15 protein-coding genes are annotated in these 18,605 nt (G+C 35.0%); 8 read left to right on the forward strand and 7 right to left on the reverse strand.

Annotated features, from left to right (window positions below; genetic code table 11):
* Positions 1 to 538 precede the first annotated feature (538 nt).
* Positions 539 to 1,936, forward strand: a complete 1,398-nt coding sequence (locus K4L44_16105) for an FAD-dependent oxidoreductase (GenBank protein ID QZE14030.1) — start codon at positions 539 to 541, stop codon at positions 1,934 to 1,936.
* 128 nt (positions 1,937 to 2,064) lie between these two features.
* Here K4L44_16105 and K4L44_16110 read toward each other — a convergent pair whose 3' ends face one another.
* Entirely contained in the window at positions 2,065 to 2,553 is a 489-nt protein-coding gene (locus tag K4L44_16110; GenBank protein QZE14031.1) for a hypothetical protein, read from the reverse strand.
* 313 nt (positions 2,554 to 2,866) lie between these two features.
* Between K4L44_16110 and pheS the strand changes: the two genes are divergently transcribed.
* Together pheS and K4L44_16120 are read left to right on the forward strand one after the other, a co-directional pair.
* On the forward strand, positions 2,867 to 3,886 hold the full coding sequence (gene pheS, locus K4L44_16115; GenBank protein QZE14032.1) for a phenylalanine--tRNA ligase subunit alpha: 1,020 nt from the start codon (positions 2,867 to 2,869) through the stop codon (positions 3,884 to 3,886).
* Positions 3,887 to 4,498: 612 nt separating this feature from the next.
* Positions 4,499 to 5,044 (forward strand): hypothetical protein, encoded by a 546-nt coding sequence (locus K4L44_16120; GenBank protein ID QZE14033.1) that lies wholly within the window; start codon positions 4,499 to 4,501, stop codon positions 5,042 to 5,044.
* Between the two features lie 66 nt (positions 5,045 to 5,110).
* On the opposite strand, the gene K4L44_16125 is transcribed toward K4L44_16120, so the two are convergent.
* Genes K4L44_16125 through K4L44_16135 form a run of 3 tightly spaced genes read right to left on the reverse strand, consistent with a single transcriptional unit; the run spans position 5,111 to position 8,114 of the window.
* Entirely contained in the window at positions 5,111 to 6,427 is a 1,317-nt protein-coding gene (locus K4L44_16125) for a peptidylprolyl isomerase (protein ID QZE14034.1), read from the reverse strand.
* A 10-nt stretch (positions 6,428 to 6,437) separates the two neighbouring features.
* Complete coding sequence (locus K4L44_16130; GenBank protein QZE14035.1) at positions 6,438 to 7,259, reverse strand: peptidylprolyl isomerase; 822 nt, start codon at positions 7,257 to 7,259, stop codon at positions 6,438 to 6,440.
* An 18-nt stretch (positions 7,260 to 7,277) separates the two neighbouring features.
* A complete protein-coding gene (locus tag K4L44_16135; protein QZE14036.1) occupies positions 7,278 to 8,114 on the reverse strand; it encodes a peptidylprolyl isomerase in 837 nt (278 codons plus the stop codon).
* Between the two features lie 123 nt (positions 8,115 to 8,237).
* Here K4L44_16135 and K4L44_16140 point away from each other — a divergent pair, with 123 nt between their 5' ends.
* Positions 8,238 to 8,930 carry an NAD-dependent deacylase gene (locus K4L44_16140; GenBank protein ID QZE14037.1) on the forward strand — a complete coding sequence of 231 codons (693 nt, stop codon included), beginning with the start codon at positions 8,238 to 8,240 and terminating at the stop codon, positions 8,928 to 8,930.
* 27 nt (positions 8,931 to 8,957) lie between these two features.
* Here the strand turns inward: K4L44_16140 and K4L44_16145 are convergent, their stop codons facing one another.
* Entirely contained in the window at positions 8,958 to 9,530 is a 573-nt protein-coding gene (locus K4L44_16145) for a ComF family protein (GenBank protein QZE14038.1), read from the reverse strand.
* Between the two features lie 443 nt (positions 9,531 to 9,973).
* Here K4L44_16145 and K4L44_16150 point away from each other — a divergent pair, with 443 nt between their 5' ends.
* Positions 9,974 to 12,151, forward strand: a complete 2,178-nt coding sequence (locus K4L44_16150) for a family 20 glycosylhydrolase (GenBank protein ID QZE14039.1) — start codon at positions 9,974 to 9,976, stop codon at positions 12,149 to 12,151.
* A gap of 74 nt (positions 12,152 to 12,225) precedes the next feature.
* Here K4L44_16150 and K4L44_16155 read toward each other — a convergent pair whose 3' ends face one another.
* Positions 12,226 to 12,888 carry a 2-C-methyl-D-erythritol 4-phosphate cytidylyltransferase gene (locus K4L44_16155; protein QZE14040.1) on the reverse strand — a complete coding sequence of 221 codons (663 nt, stop codon included), beginning with the start codon at positions 12,886 to 12,888 and terminating at the stop codon, positions 12,226 to 12,228.
* Positions 12,889 to 13,227: 339 nt separating this feature from the next.
* Between K4L44_16155 and K4L44_16160 the strand changes: the two genes are divergently transcribed.
* The 3 genes from K4L44_16160 to K4L44_16170 all read left to right on the forward strand — a co-directional run bounded on the left by K4L44_16160 (position 13,228) and on the right by K4L44_16170 (position 16,464).
* On the forward strand, positions 13,228 to 13,944 hold the full coding sequence (locus K4L44_16160; GenBank protein ID QZE14041.1) for a DUF5020 family protein: 717 nt from the start codon (positions 13,228 to 13,230) through the stop codon (positions 13,942 to 13,944).
* A gap of 53 nt (positions 13,945 to 13,997) precedes the next feature.
* Positions 13,998 to 15,308: an NCS2 family permease gene (locus tag K4L44_16165; GenBank protein ID QZE14042.1), complete on the forward strand. Its 1,311-nt coding sequence runs from the start codon at positions 13,998 to 14,000 to the stop codon at positions 15,306 to 15,308.
* A gap of 229 nt (positions 15,309 to 15,537) precedes the next feature.
* On the forward strand, positions 15,538 to 16,464 hold the full coding sequence (locus tag K4L44_16170; GenBank protein QZE14043.1) for a cation diffusion facilitator family transporter: 927 nt from the start codon (positions 15,538 to 15,540) through the stop codon (positions 16,462 to 16,464).
* A gap of 59 nt (positions 16,465 to 16,523) precedes the next feature.
* On the opposite strand, the gene K4L44_16175 is transcribed toward K4L44_16170, so the two are convergent.
* Positions 16,524 to 18,605, reverse strand: a complete 2,082-nt coding sequence (locus K4L44_16175; GenBank protein ID QZE14044.1) for an alpha-L-fucosidase — start codon at positions 18,603 to 18,605, stop codon at positions 16,524 to 16,526.

Consider the following 18,605-nt stretch of genomic DNA (forward strand, 5'->3'; position numbering starts at 1 on the left):
GGCTTGAAGATCATATATAACTCTTTTCTAATAGACGTTGTTTTGTTCATAAATAGTCCCATATTATAAGGGTGGAAACACTTTCCGTTTATAGTCCTAAAACTACTTCGGTATTCCTTAATTATATTCTTCATAGACCATTTTTTTATTTTAGATGGATTGTATCCAGTTCTTATTTTTTCTTCTCTCTATCCCAAATGTTTTCCTTACGATAGCTATAAGAGAGACCTCGTGATGATATTTTTAGGGGCAAAAGCAAAAATAAGGATATCGATTTAGAACAAAGTGTCTAACTGTTTGTATATGATGAGTCTTTAAGGAGACTTGATATGAATGAATATCACCTGTTTCTATTATTTTATATGTTTAATAAAATTAAAATATTGATTTTTTATTTGTTTATAAGAAAATGAGTTGTACCTTTGTAAGGTTTGTGTTTTGAAAAAAAACACCATTTTCCGCGCCTGTCGAAAGCAATTCCATGCCACATAAGTTAGGGGATTCCATCCGACAGATTCATTTTTTTTTTTACGATAGAATGAAATACGATGTTGTTATTGTGGGTGCAGGGCCCGCGGGGATTTTTGCGGCTTATGAATTAATTAAGACGCGTACTGATTTGAAAATTTTGATGCTTGAAAAAGGGAGGAATATCTACAAGAGAGTTTGTCCGAAGCATCACAATGGAGGTACTTGTGTACATTGTAAGCCATGTAGTATTACTACAGGTTGGGCAGGAGCAGGTGCTTATTCAGATGGTAAGTTATCACTCTCTCATGAAGTCGGTGGTCATCTTACAGAGTATATCGGAGTCGAGGAGACTCAGCGCATGATTAAATACGTGGATGATATATATCTTGAGATTGGAGCAGATTCGACGGTAGTTGGAGAGATTGAAACGGCAGAAATGAAAGAGGTGAGAAAAAGGTCTATTGATGCCAATCTAAAATTGGTTCACTGTCCAGTTCGTCATCTTGGAACTGAAAGAACTCAAGATCTTTATCGTGAGTTATACGAAAGAATCATTGCTTCTGGATGTGTTGAAGTTCTATTTAATACTCCTGTAGAGAGTTTGGTTATTGAGAACCAAGTTGCTAAGGGAGTGATAACGAAAAAGGCTACGTTCTTTGGAGATTATGTTGTTGCAGCGGTAGGTCGAGAGGGATCTAATTGGCTTCTTTCAGAATGTGAGAACCATCAAATTGCAACAGAAGTAGGAACCGTAGATATCGGAGTACGAGTAGAGTGTCGAAATGAGGTGATGCAAGAGATTAATGATAATTTCTATGAGGCCAAAATGATTCACTATACAAGGACGTATGACGATAAAGTTCGAACATTTTGTTCGAATCCAGGAGGCTTTGTTGCATCAGAGTATTATGATAATGGAAAATTGGCAGTAGTCAATGGACATAGTTATAAAGAGTTGAAGAGTGATAATACAAATTTTGCTCTGTTGGTGTCACAAAAGTTTACTGAACCTTTTAATTCACCAATTGAATTTGGAAAGCATATTGCTGCTTTAGGAAATATGTTGACGAAGAATCGTATTTTGGTTCAGAGATTTGGTGATATTGTTCGTGGAAGAAGAACAACAAAAGAGCGTCTATATAGGAATAATATTATTCCTACACTAAAAGATGCGGTACCGGGTGATTTAGGACTTGTGTTACCACATCGTATACTAACAGACTTGATCGAGATGATTAAAGCGTTAGATATTGTAACTCCTGGACTTGCTAGTGATGAGACATTACTATATGGTACAGAGGTTAAATTTTACTCCAACGTAATTAAGGTAAAAGCCACTTTCGAAACAGAGAGTGTTCAAAATCTTTATGCTGCTGGAGATGGAGCGGGACTAACAAGAGGCCTTATGCAGGCATCTGTCAATGGAGTTCTTATTGCTCGTGAAATATGTAATTTGAAAGGGTAACTCCTGGTGAGGTTGTGTGAAATGGGTATCACACTTCCGATCGAATAGGGTAATTAAATATTGGATTAGAAACATGGTAAATCCCTGGCAGTTTTATTACTGACCAGGGATTGCTGTTATAATACTAATTAGAAGCGATAGAGGAACCCGACCGTAAAATCTAGATTGAATACTCCGTCGTAATTATTTACTGTGACGAAGGTCGGCCGCATAGAGAAATCGATATCGAAAGGCAGTTTTGGAGTACTGTATGTTATCCCAGCTACTGCTCCTAGGTTCAGAATAAAACCATAGTTGTCACTTAGATTATCTTTATGCCATGTAGCGCCGAAACCAACTCCTGGTCCAACAAAAAGAGTAACCTCATCATTTAGACTTCCTTGTATTTCATAGTATCCATTCACTTGCCATGAGGTTGATTTTCCATCAAATCTAAAAGGCATTGTAATGTCGATACGATGTATGCTTCCTATTGGTTTGATATATGATAAGTCAAATCCACTTCCATAATTTATACCTCCTCCTACTCTAATTCCAAGTTGAGAGCCTTTTTCCATCGGTACTTGACCAAAACTGAATAGCGGAAATAAGAGAAATAACCAAATTAGCTTTTTCATAAGTTGTTGTTTAAAAGTTATATATATATATTTATATAATGTTTTAAACAGTTGTTTTGTTTAAACGTAGTGTATCTAATAGCTATATTATTTGGGTAAAAGTCACTCTTCCAAGATATTCAATGCAAGAAATTTATTTTCGTTACGAAAAATAATTAGTCTTCTTTTATTAAAATTAGAATGGTCTATATTTTGTCCATAATATTACGTTATGTTTTCTGGTTTCTATTACATCGAACATTATATCAAAACTATAGCTGTGATTCATGTGATTTTTGTTAATTTTGTGATTCTGAGATAAATATAATTTGAGATGTTAGATAAAATCAAGTCGTTATATACTGAAATTGAGGCACTTAATGTTTCTTCAAGAGAAGAGGTTGAAGAGGTGCGAGTAAAGTATTTAAGTAAGAAGGGTCTTATAGGACAGCTCTTTGGTGATTTTAAGAATGTTGCTCCAGAACAGAAAAGAGAAGTTGGTGCAAAGATTAATGAACTAAAGAGTTTTGCTACGACCAAAATAAATGATCTTAAGGAATCTTTTGAGCAATCTGATATGGGTGCACAAGGGGCAGATCTTTCGCTTCCTGGAGATGCTTTCCAAATGGGAACACGTCATCCATTGGCTATCATTCGTAATGAGATCTTAGATATTTTTAATAGACTTGGTTTTACTATTAGTGAAGGTCCCGAGATCGAAGATGATTGGCATGTGTTCTCAGCATTAAACTTTCCAGAAGAGCATCCTGCACGAGATATGCAAGATACTTTCTTTATCGAGAAAGATCCAGATATTCTTCTTCGTACTCATACCTCATCGGTTCAAGTTCATGAGATGGAGGAGTTGAATCCACCAATCAGAACCGTAACACCTGGACGTGTTTTCCGTAATGAAGCAATTTCAGCAAGGGCACACTGTATGTTTCATCAGATTGAGGCACTCTATATTGATAAAGACGTCTCTTTTGCTGATTTAAAGCAGACGTTGATGTTCTTCGCACGAGAGCTTTTTGGAGAAAAGACAGAAATTCGTTTACGTCCTTCATACTTTCCATTTACAGAGCCTTCTGCAGAGATGGATGTTTCTTGTTTGATTTGTGGAGGCAAAGGTTGTAATGTTTGTAAAGGAACAGGATGGCTAGAGATTCTTGGTTGTGGAATGGTTGATCCTAATGTACTTGAATCTTCAAATATTGATAGCAAGAAATATTCAGGTTTTGCTCTAGGTATGGGAATTGAGCGTATTGCGATGCTTAAGTTTGGAGTAAATGATCTTCGTCTATATTTTGAAAATGATCTACGTTTCTTGAAACAATTTAAGGGAGCGAATTAATATCCGTTCTCTAATCAAATATAAAGAAGGGTTGTATTGTTTCAATACAACCTTTTTTTGTGCCCTGTTCTTTGAGGATTAAAAAGACTGGTGATACTTCCTCTTGTTATAAGTTCTGTTCTTGCTCCTATTAAGTGGGCATTTTTCTGTTTTTAGCGTGTGTTTGGCCCGAATTAGGGTGTGACATTGTATGACATAAAGTGTTTGTGGGTTTCTTTATAGTTTTGTAAATCAGTGTGTTCGTGTTTTATCGTTTGTTCTACTGTGGATTTCTCTACAAGTTTTAAAACATCTTATTGCTTGGAATTGTCAAAAAATGAGCAAAACAATATGACAATTGGTTTGACAAATTGGCTGTCATGCAATAGTCTATTCGATTTTATGTGCATTCAAGTTGCTGATTTACAAGATTTTATTGTATGTCATGCTATGACACTACATCCGATGTTGTTTTAAGTTATTGTAGGAACTCTTATAATCCGATACATTTGTAGTGTAAGTTTTAGCCAAATACTCACAGAGATTGGCTCACAGAATGTTTAACAATAAAAAATACAGCTCGTTTTAAGTGTTGGGGTTTAAATAAAGCTGTTTATTATAATACGATTAATTATGGATAAGAGGCAAAGAAATTTAGCAGTTGTTTCCCTATTTGTTGTAGTGGTTGCTTTACTTGGTGTAAAGTCAATTTTTAAAGAGTTTAATTTTGCTTCTGATCAAGTAGCCAAAGAGGTCATTCTTGCAGAGGTTAAGGTTGAAACTTCTAGTCCTTGGTCGGTTAAGACAGATAAGAAAGTTGAGAATTATGACAAAGAGAAGATTGTAACAGCACATCAAAAGAAAGAGTCAAAAATCATTAAAAGAGACTCTGTTCAAGAGCTTAAAATGTATTGTGTTTGTAATGCCAATGGATGTCATACATGTGAAGAGATTGAAGCAGCAACTAAAGAGATGTATGCGGATAATAGCGATATGAACATTAAGTTCACGACAATGGATCTAAAAGATAGTGAAGCAAAAGATTTTGTCGAACAGATGAATATAAAAGATCAATCCGTGGTTTTGATCAAAGGATGGAGAAAGAAAAAGGTTAAATTAAGTGATTTTCAGAATGCTCACCTTGAGAGTGTTGTGAAAGAGACAGTCGATGGAATTTAACAATATAGCAATTTCGTTTTTATTAAAGGGAATCTCAATTATGAGATTCCTTTTTTTGATATTATCTTAATATTTAATAGCTACATGTTTTAATCTGATGTCTTTTAATGGTCTCCATTCTTCATCCACTGGTTCTTTCGCAATTTTATCTACGACATCCATCCCTTTAATAACCCTTCCAAAGATAGTATACTCTCCGTCAAGAGTTGGTGCTCCTCCAATAGTTCGATATACTTCTCTCTGTTTTTTTGTGAATTTGTAGTGGTTCTCTTTTTCGATATTGTCTAAGCCGCTATTGGTGTATCTGCGACCTTGAACAATATAGAATTGTCCCCCATCAGACCTTTTGTCTGTGTTGACATCATTGGGAAGTCTAGGGGATCCAACCATTCCACGTTGATGAAAATATTTTGGATTAATAAAAGCAGGTAAAGTATATCCTGGTCCTTTCCAACCAACTAAATCTCCTTTTACTGCTTCTCTAGAATCTGCTGCTCCACTTTGAATCACGAAGCTTTCAATGACTCTATGAAAAAGCAGTTGGTTGTAGAATCCTTCTTTAATTAGTTTCACAAAATTGTCCCGATATTGAGGCATATTATTAAAGAGTTTTATATGAATATCCCCATAGGTTGTTGATAGTATAACCTCTTTGATGCCAGCATTTCTTTTTTGTTCTACATTAGACGTTTCTCTCAAAGAAGATAAGCTTTTGGACTTACTTTTTTGAGATAGTAGCTTTTGGATTAAATATGCAGGCAAAGCATAACTTGTTTTTTCAAAATCTACAATCATTTGTAGTCCCATTCCTATCACTTTATTTTGAGGATCTAGGACAGGCATCCCTTTCATGTATTTCTGTATTTTATTGCTTACTCGATAGTATGGAGTGCCACTAACAGTGTCGCAACTAAAGAATTTACCTTTGGATACGATTAATAATTTTCCTCTCTTCTTCTTCATTATTAAAGTAGAGATGCTGTTTTTAGGTTTTTCCATCTGAAGTTGAAATGGAGTTCTTGTTATCGAATCTGTTTTCAAGATAATGATATCATTGACACGGTCTACAGCAATGTAACGGTCTACGGAATATGTTTTATTTTTCCCCCATGGTTTAATAGAAGCTTTTGTTGCCCTTGCAAACATACGATATGGGCAGACTAGAGTTGTTGGAGAGATCATAAAACCATATCCAGTCTCTAATTTTCGTTTTCCATCGTAAGTTGTAATATCCACACAAGAGCTATAGAATTTTGCTCTATTGTTGGATTGAGTTTTAGTCTTTTTTTTAAGCGTTGTTTTTTGTGGTTCTTTGTTTGATGTACACTGTAAAAGAAGTAATGAGAAAAAAACTAAGGAGACTTTTTTTAGGAATTGATTCATATGATTAAATTTAATCTATTACAATAAGTTTTAAGTTGATATCTTTCCAGGGCCTATCGAATTTATCACATTTCACACGACTTATTCTATCGATTACACTCCATCCTTTAATGACTTCTCCAAAAATGGTATACTCTCCATCAATCGGAGGATATCCACCAATTGTTGTATATTCTTTTCGTTGTTCGTCTGAAAAGTCAAGTCTACGGTAATCTAGTTTATATTCCGTATTAATCTGCTCTTTAATTTTGCGAATCAAAGCATTATATTCTTTTATCTTGCCTCCTTGTTTTAAAGCTTTAGCCTCTTGTTTCGACTTCTCATTCCAGTATCGCTTTTTGATCGTTTTTTTGATTGGTATGTTTCTAGCTAGTTCCAAGGTGTCCAACTCTCCTTCTCGATATTTTCTCCCTTGAATGATAAAGAATTGGGATATATCACTTTGTTTAAAAGGATTTTCAGAGTTCGGTTGTCTAGGGGCACATAGTGCTCCTTTTTTTGCGAAATGATTTTTTCTTATTTCATCATCAACAGTGAAGTCGGGATTCCCATAGCCTATTCGAGTACTATGAGATGCTCCTTGGTATCCTTTTGCTCCAGCTTGGATCATAAAATTATTAATAACGCGATAGAACATCGATTCATCGTAATAGCTCTTTTTAGTCTCTTTAAGAAACTTATCTCTGTGTTTGGGAGTATCGTTGTAGAGTTCAACGATAATGTCTCCCATTGAGGTTGAAATCTTTACATGGTGCTTTTTTTGATCTTGTCCATATAAAGAGTGATTCCAGAGTATTAGAATAAAGCAAATTAAGAGATTATATTTATTCATAAGTTTCTTCTTTATGGTTTAGTCAATTAATTCGATATTCATCACAACATCTTCTATTGGACGATCTCTTTCTCCTGTTTTTACTGAGGCAATAGAATCGATCACATTTAATCCTTCAATCACCTCACCGAATACTGAATATTTACCATCTAAATGAGGAGTACCACCTATTTTCTTATAAACTTTACGATGCTCTTCGGGGATCGTAATCCTTGATTTCATAGCAATACTATCGGCTTGAAGTCTTAGTCTATTTCTGAGCTGTTCTACTTTTTCGTAGAGCATATTTTGTTGATAAAAGGTAAAAGAGTCTCTAAGGCCCCATTGATTTTCGTTAAAAATTCTTTGTGTCTCTTTTAGGAATTGCGTGTCTTCAAGAGAGTCAAGCTCTTCCTCTGTAAATCTTTTACCTTGAACAATATAAAATTGAGAACCAGAAGATGCTCTTTGAGGATTTGACCTGTCCCCCTCTCTTGCCGCAGCAATAACTCCTTTTTTATGAAATAGGCCTTCTACTATTTCTGCATCAATATCATAACCTGGTCCCCCATTTCCTAGTTTCAATTCTTTTTCTGCTCCACGAGAATCAGGGTCTCCCCCTTGAATCATAAATTCATTAATTACCCGATGAAAAAGGAGTCCATCATAGTATTTACGTTTGGTGAGTTTTATGAAATTGTCACGGTGCTTAGGCGTTTCATTGTAAAGCTCTACTACCATATCACCATAAATAGTTTTTATTCTGACATGGTGTTTTTTTTCATTATTGATACATCCCGCTAAGGTTACTGATAGTAGAATGATAAAAAGAAATGTTTTTATTCTTGTATTCCAAACAATAGTTGTTTTTCTCATTGCTTCCAAATAGTTTAATAGATTGGATTTGTTTATAGTAGCAAAAATACAAATTCTTTGTTCATTTTTCTGTAACCTATAATTTAGGTAATTTTACTATGGTTATTATTAACATACAATAGAATGAAAAGGATAGCAGTATTGACGGGTGCCGGAATGAGTGCAGAGAGTGGACTGAAGACTTTTAGAGATAGTGGTGGTCTTTGGGAAAACTACGATGTAATGGAGGTTGCTAGTATTGAAGGTTGGGAACGAAATCCTGCTTTGATGCAGCGTTTTTATAATGAAAGAAGGCATCAACTTTGGGATGTAAGGCCGAATAAAGGCCATGTTGGTTTGGTCGATTTAGAAAGTAAATTTCATGTAGATATCGTGACTCAGAATGTTGATAATTTGCATGAAGTAGCAGGGAGTCGTCATGTTTTACATCTTCATGGAGAGCTAACGAAAGTTCGAAGTTCTATTGATTCTCAACTTATCTATGAATTAGGACCGAATGATAAAGATGTAATGATGGGAGATCTTTGCGATAAAGGTTCTCAGCTACGCCCTCATATTGTATGGTTTGGAGAGGCAGTCCCAATGCTAGATAAAGCAATAGAGATTGTTTCTAAAGCAGATATTGTTTTGGTTATTGGTACTTCATTGAGTGTTTATCCTGCAGCGAGTTTAATACATTATGCATCTGCCAATACTTCTCTTTATCTTATTGATCCCAATAAACCTGATAATTTGCCTAATCGGGTGATATATATTAAGGCTAGTGCATCAGAAGGAGTGTCTATTTTTAATAGTGAGATTATGTCACGTAAGTAGGTTAAAGTATCTTTTTTTTAAGATACTTTATGCTGTGCATATAGTAGCAACCCCTATTACCACACCTTTGATTGGGTGCATCTCTTCTATTAGACTTAGAATAGTTGCTCCTGTTGTACAGACATCATCCACAAGGAGTATTCGATTATTTTGGATTATTTCAGGTTTTGTTATCAAGAATGCTCCTTTCATATTCTCTTTTCTTTTCTCTGTATTTAGTTTTGTCTGTGTGCTGGTTCTTTTTTTCCTTACAATTGCATTTTCGACTATCGGAATTCCTAATATTTCAGCAATTCCTTTAGCAATATAATGCGATTGATTGTATCCTCTCTCCCACTTTTTCGTAAAATGTAATGGTACTGGAATAAGAATATCCCATACATTATTAGTCCATGTTCGTTTAATTTTTTCTCCTAATATCGTACCAAGATATATTCCAATATCTCTTCTGTTATGGTATTTGAGAGCTTTTATTAAAAGTTTAAAATGCTGCTGATTGTGATAGGAAGTCAGACTATAGTAATGGCTTATTAACATCGTTTGGGTTAACTCTGTTGATTTCGTCTCTAAGCTTATACAGTTGAGCCATTTTGTTTTCATCCAACACGCTCTACACAATCCAATATCATGAAAAATTTGTTTATTACATGAAAGGCAAAATTGGGGGGTAATAAGATGTTTTAAGTAAAAAAAACTATCGTAGAGTGGATTCTTTTTTCTCTTTCTAGATGCTTGTGGGTTCATTAACATCGTATCTTATTTTAAAGATATAACTATTCTGTTACAGATAAAGTTCGGAATACTCTATTTTTTTGTTAAATTAGCAGAGATGCAAATAGTCAAATATTATTTGTAGTATAGTTTTTGAAAGAGGTTGTGAAATACCATTTTCCCATTTTCCTTGACACACCTTTTTTAGGAATATAAAAAGAAGTTACCCTCAGGGTAACTTCTTTTTGTGTTTTTAAGTTAATTTATTATGCTTAGTCTAGAGAGTTGTTGTATCTTAGTAGTAACTATATATATTTATATTCCAGTTAACTATGACACACAATTTACTTTTTAATTCTTCTATTCTACAAAGATTAGGACTTCGATTTATATCGTTTATTCTTTTTTTAGGGCTTTTCTCTAGTTGTAAAAATATTCCACAGAAAACTTTTACAAAGGAGGAAGTTGCAATGCATTTTGTTCCTCAAGTAAATCAACTAACTGTCTTAAAAGAGAAATCGGTTGTTCTAAGTAGGCTAAAGTCTATCGGATGTGATTCATCATTGGAGCCTATTGCACTTATTTTAAAGGATAGAATCTCTAATATCCAAAACACTGAACTGGATGTTGTTTTAGATAAAGAAAGAGATATAACACTTCATTTAGATAGTACTCTTTCTCCATCTTCTTATCAACTAAATATTCATGATGGAAGAGTGGTTGTACATGGTGGAGACATTGCTGGTGTCTATTATGGAGTACAGACTTTTTTACAACTTCTCCCTTCAGATATATATAAGAGTTCGAATAAGGAGGTGCAAGAATCGACCATTCTATTGCCTGCTGTAACGATTAATGATTCTCCTCATTTTGCTTATCGTGGAATGATGTTGGATGTAAGTCGACATTTCATGCCTTTTGATATACTACTTCAATATGTAGATGTGATGTCCCAACATAAATTAAATATACTACACCTGCATTTAGCCGACAGTCAAGGATGGCGTATTGAGATCAAATCGCATCCAGAGTTAGTCGAAATAGGATCCGTAAGAGGAATTTCAGAAAAGATCCCCGCTTTTAGACATAAAAGATCTCTTTCAACACAACCAACAGATGCTGATCCTTATGGTCCGTTTTATTATACACAGGCTCAAATAAAGACGTTAATTCAATATGCAAAAGTAAGAGGTGTTGAAATCATTCCAGAGATTGATGTGCCAGGTCATAGTCGAGCATTAAATGCTTCATTGGGAATGGGATGTGGCAAAAATAAGCATACAGGAGATGTTGTATGTGCTTCGAATGAAGATAATTACAAAGTGTTAGATGATATATTTACAGAGGTTGCAGCACTTTTCCCATCTAAATATATCCATTTTGGTGGGGATGAAGTAAACTTTAAACAGTGGAAACGATGCACTAAATGCCAGAAGTTTATGAAGCAGCATCAAATAAAGAGTGAACATGCGCTTCAGAACTATTTTGTTCATCGAATTACAGAGATGATTCAAAGCAAAGGAAAACATCCAATTGGATGGAACGAAATTTTAGGAGGAGGAGAACTTCCTGAAGGAACGATGGTTATGTCTTGGATTGGAGTGAAGCCAGGAATAGAAGCAGCTAAAAGAGGGATTGATGTAATCATGGCACCTGGCCCTTATTGTTATTTTGATATGAAAGAGGCAAACAATAAGAATGAGCCTGGACATTTTTGGGCAGGTATCGTCACTTTAAATGATGTGTATCATTATGATCCTTTGTGGGATATTCCTAAAGAGTACCAAAAGCATATAAAAGGGCTTTCTGGAGCATTGTGGAGTGAGTTTGTTTCACCAGAAGAAAAACAGTTTTGGTATAAGAGCTTTCCTCGTTTATGCGCACTTTCAGAAGTTGGTTGGACAAATGCTGAAAACAAGAATTATGAAGATTTTATGGATCGTTTAGGATTGTATCACCTCGATCGATTAGATGCACAGGGGGTAAAATATAGAATACCTAGAGCACAAGCATACTTTCATGGAAAAGATTCTGTGGTGATTGAGATGCCTTATCATCAAGCAAACGTAAAATATACCTTAGACGGTTCATCTCCTACTATTCATGGTCTTGAGTATAAACATGCCTTTGGCTTAAAAGTTGGAGATAAACTTGAGTATACCACTTACAGTCCTTCAGGCAGGGCATGTATGTACTCTAGCAAAAAAGTGAGTTATGCGCCTTTATCTAGTTTTACGTATGAAGATACAGAAGTGACTTGCGTAAAGAATGAATTAGAAAAAAATAGTCATTATGAAATTCAAGTTCGACTGGAGAGAGGAGAGTCAAATAGGGTTACATTTGTTGATTTGAATTCGAATAATCAAAATATCGCTCCTTTTGATCTCAAGCCAAGACGTACTAAGACAATCAATGTCCAGACTGATAATCTTGGGTCCTTAAAATTTAAACTCCAATTTAGTACGCCATTAAGAGGGCGTGGTGATATATATATGAAGAAACATAAGTAAACACAACGTATATTTAAAATGACAACGCTCTAAAACTTTACACTCTCTGTTTATAGAGCGTTGTTTTTAAGAATCTATTTTAGAAATGGTTCTATCCATTTTAAATCTTCCTTAGTTGTTACTTTTATGTTTTCTCTATTTCCTGGCACAAGGGAAATTTTATGACCATTTTGTTCTACGACCGAAGCATCGTCAGTAAAGAGAGGAGAATAGTCTTGTTGATAAGCAGACCAAATAACCTCCCATAGGAAAGTCTGAGGAGTTTGGACTAGTCTATATTTTGATCTGTCGACAGCATTTGATGTTGTGTTTTTTATTTCTCTGATAGAGTCTACTAGTTCAACAACTGGAATAACTGCCCCATTATCTTCCACATGATTAAAACAGTTATTTAAGGTATTGTGAGACACGCAAGGTCTTACTCCATCATGTATTGCAATGACACCTTTCTTTGTTACAACATTTAGTCCATTAAGAACAGAGTGGAAACGGGTTTCCCCTCCTTCTGCTACAATATGGGGTATGGATAAATAATTTTCTATACAATAATCCTTCCATCTACTAATTTGATCTTTTGGGAGAACAATAATCATTTCTATTTGATCATCAAAGCTATAGAACTTCTTGATTGTGTGTTCAAGAATTGATCTCTCTTTAATACGCAGAAATTGTTTGGGGATCTCTGCCCCCATTCTTGTCCCAGACCCTCCTGCTACGATTATTACCGTTCTTTCCATTTTATATTATTCCTTAAAGTGATTTTAACAAATATATCAGATATATGTTGTAGAGTATGAAATTGGTGCAGATATTTTGTTGGAATTAAGATTTCAAGTTTTATTAACTCATTTTGTGTTATATGAGCAAAAAAAGGGGGATATGGATCTTCTTATTCGTAAAATTAACATTGTGGTTACATTATTCAAGGGGGTGTTTCCAAAAATAAAACACAGTGTTACCAAATTATTAACGATGAGGAATCTCATGATATAATCATAATCATAGCTTGCTGTAATTTTTACTTTTGCAGCGTTTCTAATCCATATTTAATTTAATAAAAGCTTAAACAAAAAACAATGAAAAAGCTATCTATTTTTATCGCCCTTTTTATTGGAGCCCTATCTGTAAAAGCACAGAATATTCAGTTGCATTACGACATGGGAGAAGGAAGACAATATTTCACTTCGACTGTGGAAATGTTTAAATTAGATAAGTGGGGATCTACTTTCTTCTTTATTGATATGGACTATGGTGCAAATGATTTTGATGGTGTGAGTCAAGCATACTGGGAGGTTGCACGTAGTTTCAAAATTTCAAAAGATTGTGCTTTTGAACCAAGAGTAGAGTACAATGGAGGTTTCTTTGCACTACAAGATCAAGTGGATAAATCTAAATATTCTGCAGCTCCTATCAACAATGCATTTTTGGTCGGTGGACAATACACATGGGCTAGTGGTGATTTTTCTAAGATTTTCACACTTTCTCTTAACTATAAATATATTGAAGACAAGAATGATGCATCTTTCCAAGTAACAGGTGTATGGAACTTGAACTTCTTTAATAAGAAATTTTCTATGACAGGTTTTGCTGACTTCTGGAGAGAGGATGTGACTACATTTGATGATAATGGAGGAATGCATGACAAAAAGTATGTGTTTATGACAGAGCCACAGTTTTGGTATAATGTGAATAGTAATTTGGCATTGGGATCAGAGATCGAGATGAGTACAAACTTTGCTGCACATGATGGTTTTATGGTAAACCCAACTGTGGCTGTAAAGTGGACATTCTAAGTTTGGTTATCATTTAAAAATAATTACTTTCGCAACCTTCAAAAAATCATAAGATGTTAGAGAAGTTTTTTAAGTTAAAAGAGAATGGAACTACTGTTAAGACAGAGATCCTAGCAGGTATTACAACGTTTATGACCATGGCTTATATATTGGCTGTGAATCCAGATATTTTAAGCGCATGTGGAATGGATAAAGGTGCGGTATTTACTGCTTCTGCTCTTTCTGCTTTTGTGGCAACCCTAGTAATGGCATTGGTTGCTAAGTTGCCATTTGCTTTAGCTCCAGGCATGGGATTGAATGCATTTTTTGCATTTGGTGTTTGTTTGTCTATGGGACATGACTGGGAGTTTGCACTTACAGCAGTATTCTTAGAAGGGATTATCTTTTTGTTAATGACTGCTTTCAATATTAGAGAATTGATCATTAATTCTATTCCTAAGAATATCAAACATGCTATTTCTGTTGGTATAGGTCTTTTCATTGCATTGATTGGAATGAAAAATGCTGGTATCGTTGTTGCAAATGATGCTACTCTTGTTGGATTAGGAGATATCACTTCGGGATCTGCTACTGTAGCACTTCTAGGAGTATTTATTACCGGAGTTCTATTGGCGTTGAATGTACGTGGAGCTATTCTTATTGGTCTTTTTACTTCTACTGTTATTGGTATTCCACTAGGAGTTACAATTGTACCTTCAACATTTAGTTTTGCAGTACCTTCATTGGAGCCAATAATGTTTAAATTCCAGTGGGATTGGTTGAATTCAGCAGAGGGTATCTTCTCTATGATTACTGTACTTTTTACTTTTCTATTTGTGGATATGTTTGATACTGTTGGTACATTGATTGGTGTAACTACTAAAGCAGATATGTTGGACGAAAAGGGCAGAATTCCTAATGTGAAACAGGCACTTTTTGCTGACTCTATTGGAACAACAGTAGGTGCATTTTTGGGAACTTCCACTGTAACAACTTTTGTTGAGAGTGCTGCTGGTGTTGCTGAAGGTGGACGTACTGGGCTTACAGCATTATCTACGGCAGGAATGTTCTTGATATCATTGTTTCTAGCACCATTATTTTTGATGGTTCCTGGAGCTGCAACTGCTCCTGCATTGATTATTGTAGGTGTGATGATGGTAACTCCAATTAAAAACATTGATTTGGATGACTTTACTGAAGCTATTCCTGCATTCTTTACTATGGTAATGATGCCATTTACTTACTCTATTGCAGAAGGTATTGTATTTGGTTTGATTTCATATGTTTTCCTAAAGTTATTAACAGGAAAAGTGAAACAAGTAAGTATGGTGACTATAGTACTTGCACTTCTATTTGTTGCAAAGTTCATCATCGATGGCATGTAATATTGGATCGAATTTACTAGTAAATAATTAATATAAGAGAAAGGCTACCACACCCAATGGTAGCCTTTTTTGTGCGTGTAAACTTTAAATTTTTCTTACAATATTAAATGGTGCTATGCTTAATGTGTCATGCTTGAGCATGTGATTTTATCCTTCTAATTTAGAATGGCAGTTCTATTTAGATTGATTATCTTTAAAAGTGTAAAAAGCTCATTTTAATTATTAATATATGTCACACTCACATTCACACTCAATGGGGCACCATCATGATCATCATGCCCTTCCAGACCGTATTGGTATTGCATTCAAGATGGGAATAATCCTAAATATTGTCTTCACGGCGATAGAGTATACTGTTGGTGTTACAACTAACTCGTTAGCATTGGTCTCTGATGCAACACATAACCTTTCTGATGTTGCTAGTTTGTTATTGGCATGGTTTGGATTAAAATTAGCACAGAAGGTCGTAAATGATCATTTCACTTATGGCTATAAGAAGGGGACTATTCTAGCCTCTTTGATTAATTCTATTGTCTTATGTGTTGTGGTGATTATGATCGCAATTGAGTCTATTGAACGTTTTGCCTCCCCTATTGTCGTTGATGGTTTTGGGGTCATTGTCGTCGCAGCTATCGGTGTTATAATCAATGGTATCACCGCATTTCTTTTTTTTAAAGATCAAAAAAAGGATATCAATATTCGGGGTGCTTTTATTCACCTCTTAGTAGATGCTTTGGTTTCAGTAGGAGTAGTTGTATCTGGTTTGTTAATTCAGTATACCGGATTGGTTTGGATAGATCCAATCGTAAGTTTGATTATTGCTATTATTATTGCAATAGGGACATATGGTTTGCTTAAAGAGAGTGTTCGCTTGGTTTTGGATGGTGTGCCAAAAGAGATCGATTATAAGCAAATTAAAGAGTTGTTAGAGAGTAAGGATGAAGTGATAGAAGCTCATCATATTCATATATGGCCAATAAGTAGCAGTTTGGTCTCTTTGACAGCACATATTGAGGTTGAGGATGATCAAATGGGTATTGAGAAAATTATGAAGTTACGAAAAGATATCAAACACGACTTAGAACATCATGGTATTATGCACTCTACAATAGAGTTTGAACTGGCTGCTGGAACGTGTTCAGATTCTCCTTGTTAATATTTGATGATAAATATAAAAAGGCGAAACATGAAAATTTTCGCCTTTCTTATATTAAATTATTTTGTGAGAATATCAAAAGAAGCTATTGAAGCAGCTTTACCATTGTCAATTGTTTCTATTGGAACAAATTTAATGTAACGACCTTTTCGATTTGCGCCAGTTACTGTTTGTTCTATTGGGTGGTTTCTGATATTATCAAATGCCCCTTTAAGTACTGGGTTTCCCCAACGTTTACCATCCATACTGATGTAAAAAGCATATTTTTTGATAAAGTTCATACTCCATCTATTCTGAATTGGTAGGTATCTAAATCCGTCAATCGTATAAGTTTTTCCAAGGTCAATTATCATTCCCTTTTTATTCTTCTTGATTTGACCGAAATTGTGTGATTGTCCATTTATAATATTCTTGAAATCTTTTACATTTCGACCAATTAGCTTCCAATTTGTTGATGGGATATCAAACTTACGATGAGCAACTGGACTAAACTTGGATGTTTTGGGATTTTCAATCACAGCACGAACAATTGCTTTTTTAACAAGAGTGAAAGGAGCAGTATATTCTATTCTATTTGTGTTCTCTACAGGATTTGTTCCATCTAGAGTATAGTATATCTTAGACTCTTGATCAGGAGCAATAATATACACTTTTCCATCTTGAGTACGGAAAAGTTTTGGTTCAACAAGCATTGGAGGCGCATCGTAAAGGCCAAATGTAGAAAGAACAATTGAAGCTTTAGCATCATCAATAACTACTTTTACTTTTGTGGTTGTTGTTGATGGAATACGAAGGATCCGCTTGTAACCAATGGTTGTTTCATCTGCAACTGTATTCCATTTTCCATCTTTTTGAATTTCTACATGAAACTTCTTCACTCTTTGTCCAAGCTTGATATCTTCTTGAAGTAGGATTCTGTTAAATGTTTTTGGTTCGTCAAATGTGATGGTGAAGCTAGCATTTACAACATTATCATTGGTAGCCCAGTATGTGTCTATATTGTTGTCCAATAACTGTTTTGGGTTATATCTTTCGTTATTACCTCGAACTTCTGAAGCAGTAATTTCTGCATAAGAAGAAACTAAATTATTTTCAAAGTCTTCTTTAATCTGTTTACCAAGAGCGATAAGATTTTTTTCATCTATAGGATGAATAAGACCTCTTCTATCTACAGGGAGATTTAAAAGGAATGTTCCATTACGTCCTACTGAGTGGTAATAAATATCCATTAATTGAGGCAATGATTTAACCATATTATCCTCTCTTTCGTGATAAAACCAACCTGGTCTTATAGACGTATTTACCTCTGCAGGTACCCAGTAATTCCCATCCTCATGTCCAGATCTTAATTGAACATAGTGAGGCCAACCTGGCCAAACTTCGTCTCTTCTTAAAGTACTCCAATTTGTTTTATTTGCAAATCCTTCTTCTGTACCAACCCATCTTACGTCTGGTCCAGCATCGCTAAATAGACAAGCATTTGGTTGAAGTTCACGAACAATTTTATATGTATTGGGCCAATCGTAGAATGTTTTTCTATCAATTTTTCTTGTTTCTCTAGCACCTCCATAGTATCCATCCCCACCATTGGCTCCATCAAACCATACTTCAAATAATTCACCATAGTTAGTTAGAAGTTCACGAAGTTGATTTCTGAATATATCGATATATGCTGGTGTTCCATAATTTGCATTGTTACGATCCCATGGAGATAGATAGATACCTAGTTTAAGACCATATTCATCACATGCTTCTCTTAACTCTTTTACCAAATCCCCTTTACCATTCTTCCAAGGTGACTGCTTAATGGAGTAGTCTGTTGTTTTAGTCGGCCATAGACAGAATCCATCATGATGTTTTGCAGTAAGGATGATTCCTTTCATTCCAGCCTCTTTGCACACTCTTGCCCATTGTTTGCAGTCAAGATTTGTGGGGTTGAAAAGTTTAGGGTCTTTATCTCCATATCCCCACTCATCATCAGTAAATGTGTTCATACTGAAATGAATGAATGCATAAAATTCCATCTCTTGCCAAGCCAATTGCCTTGGGGATGGAGTCGGTTCTAACTTTTTAGGTGCAGGCACACTAGAACACTGTGTAAAAAGTAGTACTGCAAGTATTAATGTCGTTAGTTTTTTCAT

The organism is Prolixibacteraceae bacterium (genome assembly GCA_019720755.1).
In the GTDB taxonomy this organism is placed as follows: domain Bacteria; phylum Bacteroidota; class Bacteroidia; order Bacteroidales; family Prolixibacteraceae; genus Halosquirtibacter; species Halosquirtibacter laminarini.